Origin of the sequence: Allofournierella sp. (genome assembly GCF_017889395.1) — a bacterium.
In the GTDB taxonomy this organism is placed as follows: domain Bacteria; phylum Bacillota; class Clostridia; order Oscillospirales; family Ruminococcaceae; genus Allofournierella.
The window spans coordinates 19,514-36,471 of the sequence record NZ_JAGHKE010000001.1 but is presented as its reverse complement, the minus strand read 5'-3'; the positions used below and the strand labels follow the sequence as shown (position 1 = coordinate 36,471).

Annotated in this window: 12 protein-coding genes; 4 read left to right on the top strand and 8 right to left on the bottom strand. The window is 62.4% G+C overall.

The features are described from left to right. Window positions 1-57 precede the first annotated feature (57 nt). The 5 genes from J7G73_RS00150 to J7G73_RS00130 form a co-directional block, all read right to left on the bottom strand. Window positions 58-1,206, bottom strand: a complete 1,149-nt coding sequence (locus tag J7G73_RS00150) for an LCP family protein (protein WP_291244775.1) — start codon at window positions 1,204-1,206, stop codon at window positions 58-60. Between the two features lie 361 nt (window positions 1,207-1,567). Further along, window positions 1,568-4,456 (bottom strand): SpoIID/LytB domain-containing protein, encoded by a 2,889-nt coding sequence (locus tag J7G73_RS00145; protein ID WP_291244774.1) that lies wholly within the window; start codon window positions 4,454-4,456, stop codon window positions 1,568-1,570. A 45-nt stretch (window positions 4,457-4,501) separates the two neighbouring features. Next, window positions 4,502-5,800 (bottom strand): competence/damage-inducible protein A, encoded by a 1,299-nt coding sequence (locus J7G73_RS00140; RefSeq protein ID WP_291244773.1) that lies wholly within the window; start codon window positions 5,798-5,800, stop codon window positions 4,502-4,504. Window positions 5,801-5,878: 78 nt separating this feature from the next. Beyond that, window positions 5,879-7,105 carry a tRNA uracil 4-sulfurtransferase ThiI gene (gene thiI, locus J7G73_RS00135; RefSeq protein ID WP_291244369.1) on the bottom strand — a complete coding sequence of 409 codons (1,227 nt, stop codon included), beginning with the start codon at window positions 7,103-7,105 and terminating at the stop codon, window positions 5,879-5,881. A 43-nt stretch (window positions 7,106-7,148) separates the two neighbouring features. After that, a complete protein-coding gene (locus J7G73_RS00130) occupies window positions 7,149-8,318 on the bottom strand; it encodes a cysteine desulfurase family protein (RefSeq protein ID WP_291244772.1) in 1,170 nt (389 codons plus the stop codon). Between the two features lie 314 nt (window positions 8,319-8,632). Here J7G73_RS00130 and J7G73_RS00125 point away from each other — a divergent pair, with 314 nt between their 5' ends. Further along, window positions 8,633-10,294 carry a formate--tetrahydrofolate ligase gene (locus J7G73_RS00125; RefSeq protein ID WP_291244771.1) on the top strand — a complete coding sequence of 554 codons (1,662 nt, stop codon included), beginning with the start codon at window positions 8,633-8,635 and terminating at the stop codon, window positions 10,292-10,294. A 413-nt stretch (window positions 10,295-10,707) separates the two neighbouring features. On the opposite strand, the gene J7G73_RS00120 is transcribed toward J7G73_RS00125, so the two are convergent. Both J7G73_RS00120 and J7G73_RS00115 read right to left on the bottom strand, forming a co-directional pair. After that, the gene (locus tag J7G73_RS00120) at window positions 10,708-11,721 is read right to left on the bottom strand and encodes a GDSL-type esterase/lipase family protein (protein WP_291244770.1); all 1,014 of its coding nucleotides are present in this window, start codon (window positions 11,719-11,721) and stop codon (window positions 10,708-10,710) included. A 42-nt stretch (window positions 11,722-11,763) separates the two neighbouring features. Beyond that, window positions 11,764-12,825, bottom strand: a complete 1,062-nt coding sequence (locus J7G73_RS00115) for a GDSL-type esterase/lipase family protein (RefSeq protein WP_291244769.1) — start codon at window positions 12,823-12,825, stop codon at window positions 11,764-11,766. A 404-nt stretch (window positions 12,826-13,229) separates the two neighbouring features. Between J7G73_RS00115 and J7G73_RS00110 the strand changes: the two genes are divergently transcribed. The 3 genes from J7G73_RS00110 to J7G73_RS00100 all read left to right on the top strand — a co-directional run bounded on the left by J7G73_RS00110 (window position 13,230) and on the right by J7G73_RS00100 (window position 16,231). Then, window positions 13,230-14,078, top strand: a complete 849-nt coding sequence (locus J7G73_RS00110; protein WP_291244768.1) for an AraC family transcriptional regulator — start codon at window positions 13,230-13,232, stop codon at window positions 14,076-14,078. 160 nt (window positions 14,079-14,238) lie between these two features. Beyond that, window positions 14,239-15,258: a UDP-glucose 4-epimerase GalE gene (gene galE, locus J7G73_RS00105; RefSeq protein ID WP_087292832.1), complete on the top strand. Its 1,020-nt coding sequence runs from the start codon at window positions 14,239-14,241 to the stop codon at window positions 15,256-15,258. A 76-nt stretch (window positions 15,259-15,334) separates the two neighbouring features. After that, a complete protein-coding gene (locus J7G73_RS00100) occupies window positions 15,335-16,231 on the top strand; it encodes a sugar phosphate nucleotidyltransferase (protein ID WP_087292968.1) in 897 nt (298 codons plus the stop codon). A gap of 58 nt (window positions 16,232-16,289) precedes the next feature. Here the strand turns inward: J7G73_RS00100 and J7G73_RS00095 are convergent, their stop codons facing one another. Further along, window positions 16,290-16,943, bottom strand: coding sequence for a DUF6198 family protein (locus J7G73_RS00095; RefSeq protein WP_291244767.1), 654 nt, complete (start codon window positions 16,941-16,943; stop codon window positions 16,290-16,292). Window positions 16,944-16,958: the final 15 nt, after the last annotated feature.

Below are 16,958 nucleotides of genomic sequence, written 5' to 3'. Positions count from 1 at the left end.
GAAAAAAGGCTCCCCGGTTGGGGAGCCTTTTTGTTTTGCTCAGATTTGCAGGGCGGTTCATCCCTCGGCAGCCTCAGAGGATGCCGCTTCGGAGGAGGCGGCCAGCTCGGCCTCGCCCTCCTCGGCATCGGTCATCACGTCGCCCATGGTGCGGCCCTCGTCGATGTTCATGCCATAGAGGTAGGTCTGGCCGGTGATGAGGCCCAGCTTCTCGACTTCCACCGGAGCCTCCGGGCTGCGGAAGTGCTCGTTCAGAATCTCAGCGCAGCTTTCCCGGTCCACATAATAGACCTGGGTGTGGCCGTTGATGTTGGCCGCGCCGCCGGGTGCACGCACGATGTAGATGTTCTCCGGCTCCACCTTCAGCATGGTGGCATACAGGCCCCAGATCTCGGTGATGTCCAGACTGGTGTCGATGTAATGGGCCACCACCTTGCAGGTGCTGTAGTAATCGGCCAGAGTATAGTCGTTCAGCAGGCTCTTGAGCAGAGCGGCGTAGAAGTACTGCTGGGTCTCCAGCCGCTTGTAGTCGGCGGTGGAGTAGTTCCGGTTGCGCAGAATCAGCTCGGCGGTGTCGCCGCTGATCCGGTGGGTACCCTGGGTGCAGACCGTATTCTCGATTCCGGTGACCTTATCCACGGTGACGATGTCCCAGGGGACATACATCTCGATGCCGCCCATGTTGTTCAGCATGGTCTTGAAGGCCTGCATGTCGATGACCACATAATCGTCCACCGGCAGCTTGAACAGCTCGTAGATCTTGTTGGCCAGGTTGTTGATCTTGTTTTTCTGGTCCGGGCCGTTGGCGTAGACCTCGTTGATCTTGCCGGTGCTGGTCTTGATGCCGTCGCCCACATCCTCGCCCGCATAGGTATCGCGGGGGATCTGGAAGGCGTTCACCTTGCCGCTGTCCCGGTCGATCTGCACATACATGATCACATCGGTCATGCCCTTGCCCTCGGCGTAGTCACGGCCGTCGTCGTCGGCATCGTAGTCGATACCCACCATCAGCAGGTTGTAAAAGCGGTCGCCGCCGGCCTCAATGTCCGGGTCGGTCTGCTGGTTCAGAGTGCCCGCCTCGCCCTCGTCCAGGGCCGGGGCGATCTGGCTGTAGAGATAGGCCATGGCGCTGCATCCAGCCAGCAGCACCACTGCAACAACGATCACCAGGATCTTGATCCAATTTTTCTTTGCCGGGTTTTCCACGCAGGTTCCCCTTTCTTTTTTGCTCATTTGGTTGATTGCACGGAACAGCCGCCGGAAAGACAGAAAAGCTTGACCGGCGGCTGACAAAACGGCCCGGAGACATGGCCCCGGGGGCTACTTTCCAACAAGTATCAAAAAAGTAACAACGGTTATTATACCGTATTCCCGTCGAATTGGGGAGTATTTTCACAAATTTTTTCCTTTTCGCACAAATCCTCTTTTCCTGTTTTGTGCATTCAGCCGCAGAAACCCCAAACTTTTCATAGCTTTTCCTACATAATTCCCCATTGATATCAAAAAAAACGGGGCGCTTTCCTCTTGGGAAAACGCCCCGCATGCGGATTTTAAAGCTTCCTGCCGATCATCCCACAGCCGACAGGGTGGTACCGGGGAAGTAATGGGCCAGAATCTGGTCGTAGGTCCAGCCGTTGGCCGCATAGCCCCAGGCGCCGTACTGGGACAGGCCGCATCCGTGACCGTAGCCGTAGCAGGTGATGCTGAAGCTGCCGTCCGCGTAAGCGATGTCGAAGGCTGCGCTGCGGATATCCCGCCCGGCAAAGCCTGCCAGCACGCTCACCTGCAGCTTCTGGCCGGTGATGGTGGCGGTGCCCAGACGCAGGCTGGTCACATAGCCGGAGGAATTCTTCACAATGTCGCCGAACCAGTCATTGGGGTCCTCGCTGTAGGCGTACAGGTCCACGCCCAGCTTTTCCATGGCCCGGTCGGCCACCTCCTGCTCGGTGAACACACGGGTGTTCTTCCAGTTGCTGGCATACTGCTGGTCGTAGGGGCTTTCCACTGCCACCAGATAGGGGCGGGAGGAGCCCCACACATCCTCACTGGGGCAGGTGCCGAAGGCGGCGCTGGCAAAGTAGGGAGTAAAGGCCACGCGGCCGTTGTAGGTCACGATCTGGTTGGCCACCTCCCGGGCTGCCTGCCGGATGGTCTCGTTGGGCTCCCGGCCGGAAACACTGGGCGCGCCGCCCTGGCTGAGAATCCAGGAATGCGCGGCCACCATCTGGGCCTTGTAGGCCTCAATGGGGGCACCCGCGCCCAGCTCGTTGCGGGCGATCATGGCCAGGCATTCCACCAGATCCATCTCCTGCCGCACGCCGTTCATGGTCACCGTAATGGTGCCCGCACTGGGCGTGGCGGTGGGCTGAGGCGCCTGGGTGGGCTGGGGAGCCGGGGTAGGCTGTGCCGTATTGCCGCCGGGAGCCTGGGTCGCCTGGGGTGCCTGGGTGGCATCCGGCGCCTGCGTGGCTCCGGGCTTGGGCGTGGTGCCCGGCTTCGTTGTAGCGCTGGGCTTGGGACTGGGGGTAGCCGGCGCGTCGGTGGGCGGCGGCGTCAGGGTGGGAATGGGGGTGGCGTTGGGGTCCAGCGGGTGCACGCCCTCCACCACCTGATCCTCCTGAGGCATGCCGCTCTCCTGCTGCACATCGCTGCTGGTGGCGCCGCCGGTGGCGTACCAGTTCATCCAATACTGATGTAAGGTCTCCACCGAGGGAACCTCCTCACCGGTCTGCGCATACATGGCCAGCGGCAGCAGGGGCTGGTCCGCCTGAACGATCTGACGGCCCAGCAAAAAGCCCGCCTCATCCTGCCGCTGCAGCCGGCCGGTGACCGCCAGCTTGCGGCCGGAGCCGTCCGATGCATCGGCCACCAGAGTGACGAAGCTGTCCTCGTCCTCCAGGTCCACCGGCATCTCATACAGGCTGCGGGCCTTGACCCCCAGCACAAAGTTCAGAAAATTCTGCTGGTCGCTCAGATCCTGCAGGCCGTACAGATCAAAGGCGGTCTCGCCGGTTTCGGCCGGGTCCCAATAAAAGACGGCGGCAACCTTATAACGATAGGTGCTGCCGTCGGTGTACAGGGTGAAGCCGCAGTTGTCCCGCAGCAGCTCCTCCTCATCCAGCTCGCTCAGCTGCCGGATGCTGCCCTCAGGGCATTCCACGATCTGGTTGGTGCGGGCCTGGCCGGGCTGGCCGCTGCTCACAAAGCGGGCCAGCTCGTCGCCCTGGGCCGCCTGCACCGCAAGGCCCACCGCCTGGCCGGGCTGGGACGCGTTTGGCTGGTAGACCAGCGTGCCGCCCAGCTTGGGCAGGGCCAGGTAGGCCGCCACCTTGCTGTTGTCCTCCTGGGCCCGGGTCAGGTAATCCCGGGCGGCGGTGTCGTAGTCGGCGGTGCCGTAGCCTGCGCCGCTCATCTGCTGGGCGGCGGGCCGCTCGGCCAGCCACACCACACCGAAGGCAACGGCCGCAATGAGCAGCACCAGGATCAGGCAGGCCAGCGGACGGCTGGCCGGGTTCCGTTTTCTGGCGGGCGGCTCGGGCAGCTGGGCGGATTCATCGAACAGCTGCCGGCCGGCGCTGCGCAGGTTGGCCGCCCGGCTCACCGGAGGCACCGCACCGCCGGTCTTCTGCCAGGCGGCGTTTTGCGCGCTTGGCTGGGGTGCTGCCGCCGGGCGGGGCCGGGGTGTCTCGGTCTTTTGGGGAACGGGGGTTTTCAGCACCGGCAGCACCGGAGCGGGCTTGCCGTAGACAAAACTCTGCACCCCTTCTGCCGTCTCCAGGCCCAAAGCCAGGCGGCGCAGCATGTCAAAGATCCAGTTGGCAGCCAGCATGCCGGGCTGAGCACTGGGGGCCAGCACATGCAGGTAGACGGTCTTTGCCCCGCACACCAGCACAAAGCCGGGCTGCACGCCCTGGGCGGGCTGGTAGCTGACCGCCCAGTCCGCGCCCGAGAGCGCCAGCGCCTGATGGGCCCGGCCCGCCGCCGGCTGCACCGGGCAGTCGGGGTATTTGTCCAGCAGGGCCCGGGGCGGCTCCAGACGGTCCGCCTTGGTGGGATGCCGGTAGCTGTGGTCGCCGAAATCGTAGACCGCTGCGGCCTCTTTCTCGCTTCGGATGCGCGCCTCCAGCAGATGGCCGGTGGCCTCATCCGCCGCCACGAACAGCTTGTGCTTTTTTGCCAGCCCGGTCAGGGCCGCTTTGGCCAGCTCGGTATCGCCTTCACCGAATACCGCCGGGCCGAACTGCTCCCGGAAGTATTCGTTCCACTGCTTGCAGATTCGGCTGGCTTCGGCCTCGTTGTCGGCCTGCACGTTCACGCAGACCACCAGCTCCTCTTCCCGGCTCAGCAGCCGCAGGCCCGGGCAGCCCTGAGCCGCGGCGGCCTTGAGCACCGCCTGGGCCCTCGCCTGGGGCACACCGAACAGCCGCAGCGCCAGCATGCGGTTGGCTTGCGCCATTTTCTCCACCTCGTTTCCCTTTTCTTCCTTGTCGTTGTTACTTCTTCATCTCATCGCCTGTTTCTGCTGCGCCAGTTCCTCGGCGCTCAGCTTGTCCGCGCCGGGCATGGGCAGCCCCAGCGCCAGCCGCCGGGCATAGTCCAGCGCCCGGTTGGCGGCACTGATGCGGATGCTCTGCCGGTCCCGATTGCCCAGCAGCAGCTTTGCCACATAGACCTCATCGCCCCGGGCTGCACCCACATAGACAAGACCCACCGGCTTTTCGGCAGTTCCGCCGCCGGGGCCCGCGATGCCGGTGAGCGAGACGGCAATGTCCGCCCCGCTGACCCGGGCCGCGCCCAGCGCCATCTGTGCGGCAGTCTGCCGGCTCACCGCCCCCACGGTGGCAAGCGTTGCCTCGCTCACTCCCAGCAGCCTGTGCTTGGCTTCGTTGGCATAAGTACAGAAGCCGAAGCCGAACACCTCCGAGGAGCCGGGCACCTGGGTGATGCGCTGGCTCACAAGGCCGCCGGTGCAGCTCTCGGCAGTGGCCACGGTCAGGCCCTTTTCGGCGAGGGTCTGCACCAGAGTGTGCTCCAGGTCGTTTGTATCCTCGCCGTAGATCACATCCCCCAGAATGGCGCGGAATTGTTCCGCATAGGCCCGGCAGGCCACTTCGCCCTCCTCATGGCTGGCGGCCCGGGCGGTGATGCGGATCTGCACCTCGCCGGTCTTGGCGTAGATGGCGACGGTGGGGTTCTCGTTCTCGAACAGATGGCCCACCTGTTCCTCCACGTGGCTCTCGCCGATGCCGGTGATGCGCAGGGTCAGGCTGTGCAGCACCCGCCGGGTTTCGCCTGCCAGGAAAGGCCGCACCTGCTCGGTCCACAGGGGCTTTAACTCGCTGGGTGGGCCGGGCAGCAGCACCGCCCGTTTCCCGTCCTTCTGGAACCAGACCGCCGGGGCGGTGCCGTTGTGGTTCTCGAACCAGCCGCCCTTTTGGGGCACCATGGCCTGCTTTTCGTTGTGGGGCGGCATGTGCCGGCCGGTGGCGGCGAAGTAGGCCCGGATATTTTCCAGAACAGAGGGCTCCAGCTGCAGGGTATCGTCAAAGCAGCGGGCCACCGTCTCCTTGGTCAGGTCGTCCGCCGTGGGACCCAGCCCGCCGGAGAAGACCAGCAGGTCGCTGCGCTCCAGCGCCTCGCCCACCAGCTGGGCCAGACGGCCCTCGTTGTCGCCCACCACCCACTGGTGGTGGACCGCGATGCCCAGCGCCGCCAGCTCCTTGGCCAGGAACTGGGCGTTGGTATTCAGAATATCGCCGAGCAGCAGCTCGGTACCCACGCAAATGATCTCCGCCTTCAACTTGGTTTCCCTCTTTCCCACGGTTTGCTGATGGCGCAGCCTTCGGGTGAGTTTTCCACCTCCGGCGCGCCTTATTGTTTAAAAGTCCTCCAGCTCGGACAGGTCGTCCTCCTGCTTCTGGTCCCGCATGTCGATGCGGATGCGCTCCACGTTTGCGGCCGCCTGCTCCTCCAACTCGGCCAGGCCGGGCATGGCAGCCTCCGCCGCCTCGATCTCGGCCAGGGTGGGCTTGGTCTTGGGGTGGGGCGGGGTGAAGATGGTGCAGCAGTCCTCAAAGGGCAGGATGCTGGTCTCGAAGGTGCCGATCTTGCGGGCCACCACCGTGATCTCGCTCTTGTCCATACCGATCAGCGGGCGCAGCACCGGCAGGTCCTGAGCCGCGTCGGTGCAGGCCAGGGCATACAGGGTCTGGCTGGCCACCTGGGCCAGGCTCTCGCCGGTGACCAGAGCCTTGGCGTCGATGTCCTTGGCGATCCGGTTGGCAATGCGCATCATGCTGCGGCGCATGAGCACGGTGAACAGCACGTCGGGGGCATTGTCCCGGATGTACTCCTGCGGGGTGGTGTAGGGCACCACGTACAGCACGCAGTTGCCGGTGTAGGGGGCAATTTCCCGGGCCAGATCCCGCACCTTATCCTGTGCGGCCTGGCTGGTATAGGGCGGGCTTGCAAAGTGGATGTGATGCAGCGCCAGACCGCGGCGGGCCATGTACCAGGCAGCCACCGGGCTGTCGATGCCGCCGCTGAGCATGGTGATGGCGCGGCCGCTGGTGCCCACCGGCAGACCGCCCGCACCGGGCACCTTGGGCCCGTGCACGTAGGCGCCGTAGTCCCGCACCTCCACCATGACCACAATGTCAGGATGGTGCACATCCACCCGCAGGTGGGGGTGCTTGCTCAGCAAAAAGCCGCCCAGCTCCCGGCACAGTTCGGGGCTTTTCAGCGGGAAGGATTTATCGGCCCGCTTGGCCTCTACCTTGAAGGTCTTGAGCCCCCGCAGGACAGGGCCCAGGTATTCCTCGGCGGTGGCCTTGATGGCGTCGATGTTCTTTTCGCAGACAGCGGCGCGGCTGAGAGCAGCCAGGCCGAACACCTTGCTCACCCGGTCGTAGGCTTCCTCCATGTTGGCCTCGGCCATCTCGTCCCGGGGCTCCACGTACATGGTGCTCTGGGCCTTGTAGACCTGGAAGTTGCCCAGATCCTTCACCCGCCAGCGCAGGGATTTGCTGAGCACCGATTCAAACGTGGCCCGGTTCAGGCCCTTCAGGGCCATCTCGCCCTGGTAGCACATGATGATTTCTTTCATTGTAATGGTTAACTCCTTTATTTTGGGTCAGATCCTGACGATTTTACCGGATGCGGGCCAGCGTCTGCATGCCCTCGGCAAGGCCGGCCAGCAGCGCGTCCACATCCGCCTCGGTGTTGTTGCCGCAAAGGCTGATGCGCAGGGCGGTGTCCGCCCGCAGCGGCTCCAGCCCCATGGCGGCCAGGGTGTGGCTGGCTGCGCCTTTTGAGCAGGCCGAGCCGCTGGACACATACACGTTCTTCGTTTCCAGAAAATGCAGCATGGTCTCGCTCTTGATGCACATGGTACTCACGTTCACCACCTCGGCCACTGCGTCCTCGGGGCTGTTGAACACAAGGCCGGGCATTGCGGCCAGTCCTTCGCGCAGCCGCCGGTTCAGCTGTGCCATGCGGGCGGTGCGCTCGGCCATGTTTTTGTAGCCGATCAGCGCAGCCTTGGCCATGCCCACCGCGTAGGGCAGGTTTTCGGTGCCGGGGCGCACGCCCTTTTCCTGGCCGCCGCCGTGGCCCCGCTCCTGCCCGCCGCCCAGGTAAGGCGGCTCGATGTTATAGCCCCGGCGCAGGTACAATGCGCCCACGCCCTTGGGCGCGTGGATCTTGTGCCCGCTCACCGTGAAGCTGTCGATGCCGTCCAGCTTCACCGGCACCCGCAGCCAGGCCTGCACCCCGTCCACATGCACGGCGGTGCGCGGGTTCTTCTCCTTCACCCGCTTTGCCAGCCGGTTCACATCCACCTGTGTGCCGATCTCGTTGTTCACCTGCATGCAGCTCACCAGAATGGTGTTCTTGTCCACCGCGTTCACGAAGGCATCCAGGTCCAGATGGCCGGTCTCGTCCGGGGTAATGGTCACCACATCGAAGCCCAGCTGCCGCAGCCGTTCCATGGGCATGGCCACGCTGGGATGCTCGTAGCCGCTCACCACCACCCGTTTGCCCCAGCTTTTCCGAGCCAGGGCTGCGCCCAGAATGGCGATGTTGTTGCTCTCAGAGCCGCAGCCGGTGAAGAACACCTCCTCCGGGGCGGCGCCCAGGGTCTTTGCCACCCCGGCGCGGGCCTTTTCCAGCAGGCGGCGGCTTTCGCAGCCGGGGCCGTACAGGCTGGAGGGGTTGGCCCAGTGCTCGACCATGGCCTTGCGGACGGCATCCGCCACCGCTTCGTCCACGATGGTGGTGGCGGCGTTATCCAGATAATGGAGGGTTTCGTTGTGCAGCATTCCGGTCTCACCTTTTACAAAAAGTATTAAACGCTTTTAAATTTACAAAAATCCGGTAAATTCGTCAAAGAAAAAAGCGCATAGGGATACAGAATATAGTATAGCATACCGGCGCGGGGTTTCACAACCAAAACCGCCGGGGGAAATCTGCCGGGCATAAGAAGTGCGACTTCTTGTGTGATGCTTGTAAGATGGGGCGAATTTTGGTACCCTTATAGAAGAAAGAAAAGGATCACCGGCCCGTCTGCGCCCCGGCGCGGGCAGGCCGATGTTGTTTGCTGGGTGTATGCCCGGAACAGGAAAGGATGAGCGCCATGAAATCGGATATTCAGATCGCACAGGAAGCCACCCTGCAGCCCATTGCCCAGGTTGCGCAAAAGCTGGGTCTTTCGGAGGATGAGATCAGCCTGTACGGCAAATACAAGGCAAAGATCGACCACAAGCTGGCAAAGCGGGAGGCAAAACAGGGCAAGCTGATTCTTGTAACGGCCATCAGCCCCACCCCGGCCGGCGAGGGCAAGACCACCATCAGCACCGGTCTGGCGGACGGCCTGAACGCTCTGGGCAAGAAGACCATGCTCTGCCTGCGCGAGCCCAGCCTGGGACCCGTATTCGGCATCAAGGGCGGCGCGGCCGGCGGCGGCTACGCTCAGGTGGTGCCCATGGAGGACATCAACCTGCATTTTACCGGTGACCTGCACGCCATCGGCGCGGCCAACAACCTGCTGGCGGCCATGGTGGACAACAGCGTATACCAGGGCAACCCCCATAACATCGATCCCCGGCGCATCGTTTGGAAGCGTTGCGTGGACATGAACGACCGTCAGCTGCGCTTTGTGACCGACGGTCTGGGCGGCAAGGTGAACGGTGTGCCCCGTGAGGATGGGTTCGACATCACCGTGGCCAGCGAGGTCATGGCGATCTTCTGCCTGGCCACCGATCTGAAGGACTTGAAAGAACGGCTTTCCCGCATTGTGGTGGCCTACAGCTACGACGGTCAGCCGGTGACCGCGGGTCAGATTGGCGCGGCGGGCGCCATGACCGCCCTGCTGAAGGATGCCTTTGATCCGAACCTGGTCCAGACTCTGGAGAACAACCCGGCGATCATCCACGGCGGTCCCTTCGCGAACATTGCCCACGGCTGCAACAGCGTGATGGCCACCCGTCTGAGCCTGAGCCTGGCGGATTACGTGGTGACCGAGGCGGGCTTCGGCGCGGATCTGGGTGCCGAGAAGTTCCTGGACATCAAGTGCCGCAAGGCTGGTCTGTCCCCCAATGCGGTGGTGATTGTGGCCACCGTGCGTGCCCTGAAGCATCACGGTGGATGCCCCAAGGATCAGCTGGGTGTGGAGAACCTGGATTATCTGACCGCCGGTGCGAACAACCTGCGCCGTCATGTGGAAAACATGCGCAATTTCGGGTTGCCGGTCTGCGTGGCGATCAACGCCTTCCCCACCGACACCGCCGCCGAGCACGACTGCGTGAAGAAGATCTGCGCCGAGCTGGGCGTGCCCTGCGCGCTGGCTGAGGTATTTGCCAAGGGCGGCCAGGGCGGCACCGAGCTGGCCCAGACCGTGCTGGACATCATGCAGGACGACACCGCCATCAACTTCACCTATCCGGACGAGCTGCCTCTGAAAGAGAAGGTTCTGGCGGTTGCGCAGAAGATCTACCGGGCCAAGGATGTGACCTGGAGCGCACCCGCTCTGAAAACCCTGGCCGAGATCGAGGCCATGGGGTACGGCAATCTGCCGGTCTGCATTGCCAAGACCCAGTATTCCTTCAGCGATGACGCGAAGCTGCTGGCTGCGCCCTCCGATTTCACCATGACCGTGCGCGATGTGCGGCTTTCCGCCGGTGCGGGCTTCGTTGTTGTTATCATGGGCAGCATCATGACCATGCCCGGCCTGCCCAAAAAGCCCGCCGCCGAAAACATCGACGTGGACGAAAACGGCAAAATCACCGGACTTTTTTAACGACCCGACCGGTAACTGAGTGCGGTACGCCTGCCGTTTCGCACCCGGCTTTCCTCAGCAACGTACGCTAACTGCCTTTTTAACGACTCGATCGGCAGCGGAGTGCGGGACGGTTACTGGTACGCATCGGATTTTCCTCAGCGACATACTCTAACTGCCTTTTGACGGACCCGACCGTTGACGGGGTGCGGAATATTTTTTCTGATAAGCCCACACTGAACTTTTTTCTTCAGTAGCGTACGCTGACTTTCCTTTTCATCAACCCGGTCATCAGCCGAGTGCGGAACCTCTGCCGTACCGCACTCGGCTTTTTTGCGCTTCGCCCTGCTGCCCTCTTCCGTTTTCCCGATAACAAAAAACAGCCGGTGGGAGATACTCCCATCGGCTGCTTTTTGTTATCCATTCTAATTTGCTCAGGCGTTGTCCGCCAGATAATAGGTGCTGCCCATCACGTAGTCCAGATCGCTGCTGTAGGCCACGTGCCGCAGCAGATAATCCATCCAGGCCCCGTAGCCCCCCGAGTTCAGATGCAGGCCCTCGGTGGTGTAGCTGGGGTTCAGCCCGCCGCTCTCGTCCAGCAGTGCGCTGTAAACATCCAGATAATGGCAGCCCTGCGCCAGCGCCATCTGGGCCAGCTGCTGGTTGATGCGCTGGATGCGCTCGTTGTTCAGATTCGTGTTGGTGTAGTCGGTGGTCACCGGCGTCATGGACTGGATGTAGATCTCCACATCCTGCCCCGCCGCCTCCCGGATCAGAGGGATCATCTGCTCGTAGTAGCCGAAATAACCCTTTTCCACCGCCTCGTCCGCGCTGGTGGCCAGTGCGTTTGCACCGAACATCAGGTACACCGCCTTCGGCTGCTTCTGGGCAATGATGTCCAGCGCCACCTCGGTGGCCACCACCGTTTCCGACTGGTACCGGTTCATGCTCTTACGGTTCACAATGTCACTGGGCACCGCGCCCCGGTAGCCCAGCACCGTGGCCACGCCCTTGGCCGGGTTCTCGTAAAGGTCCAGGCCCTCGGTCACACTGTCGCCCAGAAAGACCACGCCCGGCAGATATTTGGTGCTGTCCACCAGGCCGCACTCCGGCTGCACAATGTCCTTATAGCCCAGCGTCTTGATGGTATATTCCCCGGTCTGCTGCACCGGACCCATCCGTTCAAAGCCGGTCTCGTTGGTATCCACCACCGGGTTCTGCATGGGCAGCGGCGCCAGCACACTGCCGGAAAGCCCCGGCTGCACCGTCTCGCTGGAGGCAGGCTCCTCCTCGCCCCAGCCGGTCACCGCCTGGATGCCCGCCGTGATGATGCCGGAAACGCCCAGCACCATCACCGCCAGCAGGACCATGCTCAGCACCCGCCGCTGCGCCCGCCGCCGCTGGCGGCTGCGCACCTGATTGCTGAATTCTCGATAGCTGTTTGCCATGTTTTCTCCTGTTATTTCCCCGCCCTGCTCAGAAAGCGGCGGTTATTCGGCAGCCTTATAATAGGGGCTGCCCTCCAGATAGGGGTTCTCCGGGTTGTATACCGTATGGGTGGTCAGGTAATCCCGCACCAGCGGATAGGCCGATGCATTCAGGTGCACACCATCCGCCGCGGCCAGGTCCGCCCGCAGGTCGCCGTTTTCATCCGCCAGCACATCGTGCAGGTTGATGAAGTAGCAGCCCTTCTCCACCGCCATCTTGGCCAGCTCGTTGTTCACCCGCTGGATACGCTCCCGGTAAAGGCCCGGCTGGCTTACCCCCGGCCGCACCGGTGTGACCGACTGCACGTAAATGGCCACCTCACTGCCCAGCGCCTCCCGGAATTTGTCCAGCATCTGGCTGTAGTAGGCCAGGTACGACTGCTCAGCCGCATCATCGTTGCGCACCAAAGCGTTGGTGCCCAGCAGAATATAAAGCCGCTTGGGATTGCTGTTGATGATGGTATCGAAGATGGCCTCCGGCTCACGGCCCGAACCATCGCCCGGGTCCGCCACCTCGTTGTTCACCACCTGGCTGGGACCAATGTTTTTATAGGCGCACACAAAGGCGTGCTCCTTCATATCGGAAGTTCCGAACACGTTCCAGCCCTGGCTCACACTGTCGCCCAGAATGGCGGTACGGTCGAAGTATTTCATGTCCACCTGGCCGTTCTCCGGCACCGCCAGCAGCCGGAAGTCCGGCGAGTTGATCGTTTGGTCCAGCGTTTTGGTCAGCGGCTGCATGGTGTCCCACGCGGCGGCCCCATCCTGTGCGGTAAGGCTGGCAGCAGGCTGGCTCGTGCTCTCGCTCTGGGGTGTGCTTTCACTTTCCGGCGTGGTCTGGCTCTGGGTGGTGCTTTGCGCCGTGCTGCCGCTCTGGGCTGCGCTGCCGCTCTGGGCCGTGCTGCCGCTCTCACCTGCCCAGGGCAGGCCGCCGGTCAGCCGGATCACACCGTAAGCCGCCGCCATCACCGCGGCTACCACAACCACAAAGAGCAGCGCCCGGCGCATTGCCCGTTTGCGCTTGCGCCGCCGGACCTGTTCTCTGAATTCCCGGTATGTAGGCATCCTTATTCTTCCCCTTTCCCTGCCCCGGCCGCTGTGCTTATACCTGCCGGGGATGTTTTCTCTATACCTTTATAACGCGGATGACCGCAAAAACATTTCATGCGCCGCGCTGTTATTTTCTGCGTATGTGTTTTATTATACCCCACCCATGTTTGGGGTTCAATAAGAGCCATACGATTTTCACCGCTTTTCTTGGGCTTTGCGGGAAGAAACGAAAAAGTTTTTCAATTTGTTAATATTTTATCCACTATCCCCAAAATTTCCAAATTTTTTCATTTTTGGTCTTGACGAACACTTTTTCACCCTTCATACTTAAAATACACGGACGCACCGCCCCTGTTCGAGGCCTTCCGGCCCGAAGGGAGCTGCTCCGGTTTTCCGCGGGAAGGAGCGAACCCTGGACCATGATCACCCATCATTTTGATATCGAGCCCAAGCAGCCCTGCCAGCTGCCCTCCGCTCAGCTGCTGCACGCCAACATCCACCACGGCGCGCTTTCGCCCCGCTGCGATGTTCACAGCCACATCTTCACCGAACTTCTGTATGTGCTGCAGGGCACCGGCTGGATCGAGGTGGACGGCCAGCGGGTGGAGCTGCAGACCGGCAATGTGCTGGTGCTGCCCCCCCAGTGCCCGCACCACGGCATCCAGCCCGGGCGCGAGCCCTTTTCCACCCTGAGCCTGGACCTGTGCTGCTCCTGCTGCGTGGGCGGTCAGTCTTCCGGCTGGCTGCGGCTGACCGGCCGGGATGCCGCCCTGCTAGAGCCCTATCTGCGCCTGTTTTTGCAGGAGCTGCAAAACCGCCGGGACTATTTTGAGCCCGCCTGCCATCAGCTCACGGCCCTTTTGATGCTGCAGCTGGGCCGCATCTGCCCCCTCACCCAGAACAGCGCGCTCTCCAGCCGCAAAAGCGCCATGGAGTGCGCCCGGGTGCGCCAGTACATCGACGAGCACTACACCGAGTCCATCACACTGGACCAGCTGGCCCGCTACGCCGGGCTGAACAAATATTATCTGGTGCATGTGTTCAACCGGGAAATGGGCTGCAGCCCCATCAGCTACCTGATCGAGCGGCGCATCAGCGAAAGCAAGCGCCTGCTGGCCGCCACCCGCATTCCGGTGCAGCAGATCAGCGGTCGACTGGGCTTTTCCAGCCCCAGCTATTTCAGCCAGAGCTTCCGGCGAGCCACCGGGTTTTCCCCCGCGGAATTCCGCCGCCAGGCCATGGCAATGGGCACCCAACCGACAGAATGATGCAATGATTCTTCATTGACGAACAACATTTTTTATCGTACACTTAAAGCTAGTCAGCAAAGGTCTTTGCCCCCCGCGTTCCATGCGCTGGCAAAGGCCTTTTTGTTTCGCGTCTCTTCGGCGCGAGCACACAGATGAGAATAGAATGGGAGTGTTTTCAATGGCAATTTTGGTATGCGGCGGCGCCGGTTACATCGGCAGCCACACCTGCGTGGAACTTCTGGCCGCCGGCTACGACATCGTTGTGGCCGATAACTTCTACAATTCCTGCCCCAAAGCCGTGGAGCGCATCAAGCAGATCTCCGGCAAGGATTTCCGCTTTGTGGAGGTTGACCTGACCGACACCGAGGCAGTGGAGGCTCTGTTTGCCCAGAATCCGGACATCGACTCCGTGATCCAGTTCGCCGCCTATAAGGCCGTGGGCGAGAGCGTTTCCAAGCCCATCGAATACTACACCAACAACCTGGAGACCACTCTGGTGGTGCTGGATGCCATGCGCCGCCATGGGGTGCACAACATCGTGTTCTCCTCCTCCGCCACCGTTTACGGCGACCCCGCCACTGTGCCCATCACCGAGGATTTCCCCGTGGGCGCCACCACCAACCCCTACGGCACCAGCAAGGTGTTCAACGAGCGCATGCTCACCGACTGCTGCACCGCTGACCCCGAACTGAACGTGGCTCTGCTGCGTTACTTCAACCCCATCGGCGCCCACAAGAGCGGCCTGATCGGCGAGGACCCCAACGGCATCCCCAACAACCTGGTGCCCTACATTGCCAAGGTGGCTGTGGGCAAGCTGGAGAAGGTGCACGTGTTCGGCAACGACTACCCCACCCCGGACGGTACCGGCGTGCGTGACTACATCCACGTGGTGGACCTGGCCCGCGGCCATGTGGCTGCCATCAAGAAGCTGGAGCAGAAGCCCGGCCTGTTCATCTGCAACCTGGGCACCGGCCACGGCTACAGCGTGCTGGATGTGATCCATGCCTACGAGAAGGCCTGCGGCAAGACCCTGCCCTATGTGATCGATCCCCGCCGCCCCGGCGACATCGCCGAGTGCTGGGCCGACCCCTCCAAGGCCAAGAACGAGCTGGGCTGGGTGGCTGAGTATGGCATTGAGGACATGTGCGCCGACAGCTGGAAGTGGCAGAGCATGAACCCCAACGGCTACAAAGATTGATATTCGTCCCATTTTCTACAAAAAGTATAGCAAAAGGAGTTGTTTTCCCTTGGCGAAAAAACCGATTCTGGTGGTCATGGCAGCCGGTATGGGCAGCCGGTACGGCGGCCTGAAGCAGATCGACCCGGTGGGCCGCTGCGGCGAAGCCATTCTGGACTACTCGGTGTTTGATGCGAAGCGGGCCGGGTTCGAGACCGTGGTCTTCATCATCAAGCACGAGATCGAGGAGGCCTTCAAGTCCACCATCGGCGCCCGTCTGGCCCCGCACATGGAGGTGCGCTACGCCTATCAGCAGCTGGAAAAGCTGCCCGCCGGTTACTCCGTACCGGAAGGCCGCACCAAGCCCTGGGGCACCAGCCACGCCATTCTGAGTGCGGAGGATGTGATCGACGCGCCCTTTGCGGTGATCAACGCCGACGACTACTACGGTCCCGAGGCGTTCCAGGTGATCTACGACTACCTTTCCACCCACGAGGACGGCGCTGTGTATGAGTACAGTATGGTCGGCTATCTGCTGAAAAATACTGTGACCGAAAACGGCTATGTCTCCCGCGGTGTCTGCGTGACCAATGCGGAAGGCTATCTGGACAGCGTGACCGAGCGCACCCGCATCGAGACCTGCCCGGAGGGCATCCACTTCTCCGAGGACGGCGGCGAGAGCTGGACCCCCATTTCCGGCGACAGCGCGGTTTCCATGAACCTGTGGGGCTTCGGGCCCAGCTTCGTGAAGGAGATCCGTGCCCGCTTCCCCGCTTTCCTGGACAAGGCACTGGCCGAAAACCCGCTGAAGGCGGAATTCTACCTGCCCAGCGTGGTGAGCGCTCTGATCGAGGAGGGCAAGGCCCGGGTCAAGGTGCTGCACAGTGCCGACCGCTGGCACGGCGTGACCTACCAGGAGGACAAACCTCTGGTAGTGGCCGCCATTGGCGAAAAGACCGACGCGGGGCTGTATCCCAGCCCGCTGTGGGGTTGAACTTTCCCCGAATAGCAAAAAACCGGAGAGCACACAGCTCTCCGGTTTTTTTGTTGTCTCAGCTCTCCAGAAAGCGCCGGGAAAAGCGCTGCATGGGCCGGTTCACCTGCTTGGCCACCATTCCCACCAGAATGGCGGCGGCCACGGTGCCCTCCCGCACGCCCTCCAGCCGGTGCAGAAACAGCAGCGACAGCGTGCTGGCGATGAGCACCAGCGTCACATCAAAGCCCACCTTGGTTTTGGGGAAGGGTGTTCCGAAGGCCCGGCATACCGCCAGCACCATGCCCTCGCCTGCCAGCGTGACCACATTCGCGGTGACCTCAAAGCTCACCCCGACGCCCACCAGCAAAATCCCCACGGCACACACCAGCCAGCGGGCGGCGTATCCCTGCACCGAGATGCCCCGAATGGCCCAGACCGCTGTGTCGGTGAGGGTGCCGAAAACCAGGGCCACCGGCAGCTGGATCAGCTGGATGGGGTCGTAATTGCGGCGCAGCAGCAGGATCTGCAGCAGAATCAGCGTCACGTGCATGGCGATGGTGGCGGTGCCCACGGTGAGCGGCGTAAACAGGCTGAGCACATAGGGCAGGCTGGAGATGGGCGAGGTGCCCAGACCTCCCTTGATGGAAAAGGCCACACCGAAGGCCATGATCACCAGTCCCGTGCAAAGCAGCAGATAGCGGCGCAGCAGGTGTTTTTGTGCCGTCTTCATAAATTCTCTCTCCTC

Excerpts from the sequence above, each read along its gene's own strand:
- J7G73_RS00130 (WP_291244772.1), bottom strand. The coding sequence starts at position 8,318 with ATGCTGCACAACGAAACCCTCCATTATCTGGATAACGCCGCCACCACC.
- J7G73_RS00100 (WP_087292968.1), top strand. The coding sequence starts at position 15,335 with ATGGCAGCCGGTATGGGCAGCCGGTACGGCGGCCTGAAGCAGATCGAC.
- galE (WP_087292832.1), top strand. The coding sequence starts at position 14,239 with ATGGCAATTTTGGTATGCGGCGGCGCCGGTTACATCGGCAGCCACACC.
- J7G73_RS00145 (WP_291244774.1), bottom strand. The coding sequence starts at position 4,456 with ATGGCGCAAGCCAACCGCATGCTGGCGCTGCGGCTGTTCGGTGTGCCC.
- J7G73_RS00120 (WP_291244770.1), bottom strand. The coding sequence starts at position 11,721 with ATGGCAAACAGCTATCGAGAATTCAGCAATCAGGTGCGCAGCCGCCAG.
- thiI (WP_291244369.1), bottom strand. The coding sequence starts at position 7,105 with ATGAAAGAAATCATCATGTGCTACCAGGGCGAGATGGCCCTGAAGGGC.
- J7G73_RS00115 (WP_291244769.1), bottom strand. The coding sequence starts at position 12,825 with ATGCCTACATACCGGGAATTCAGAGAACAGGTCCGGCGGCGCAAGCGC.
- J7G73_RS00125 (WP_291244771.1), top strand. The coding sequence starts at position 8,633 with ATGAAATCGGATATTCAGATCGCACAGGAAGCCACCCTGCAGCCCATT.
- J7G73_RS00110 (WP_291244768.1), top strand. The coding sequence starts at position 13,230 with ATGATCACCCATCATTTTGATATCGAGCCCAAGCAGCCCTGCCAGCTG.
- J7G73_RS00095 (WP_291244767.1), bottom strand. The coding sequence starts at position 16,943 with ATGAAGACGGCACAAAAACACCTGCTGCGCCGCTATCTGCTGCTTTGC.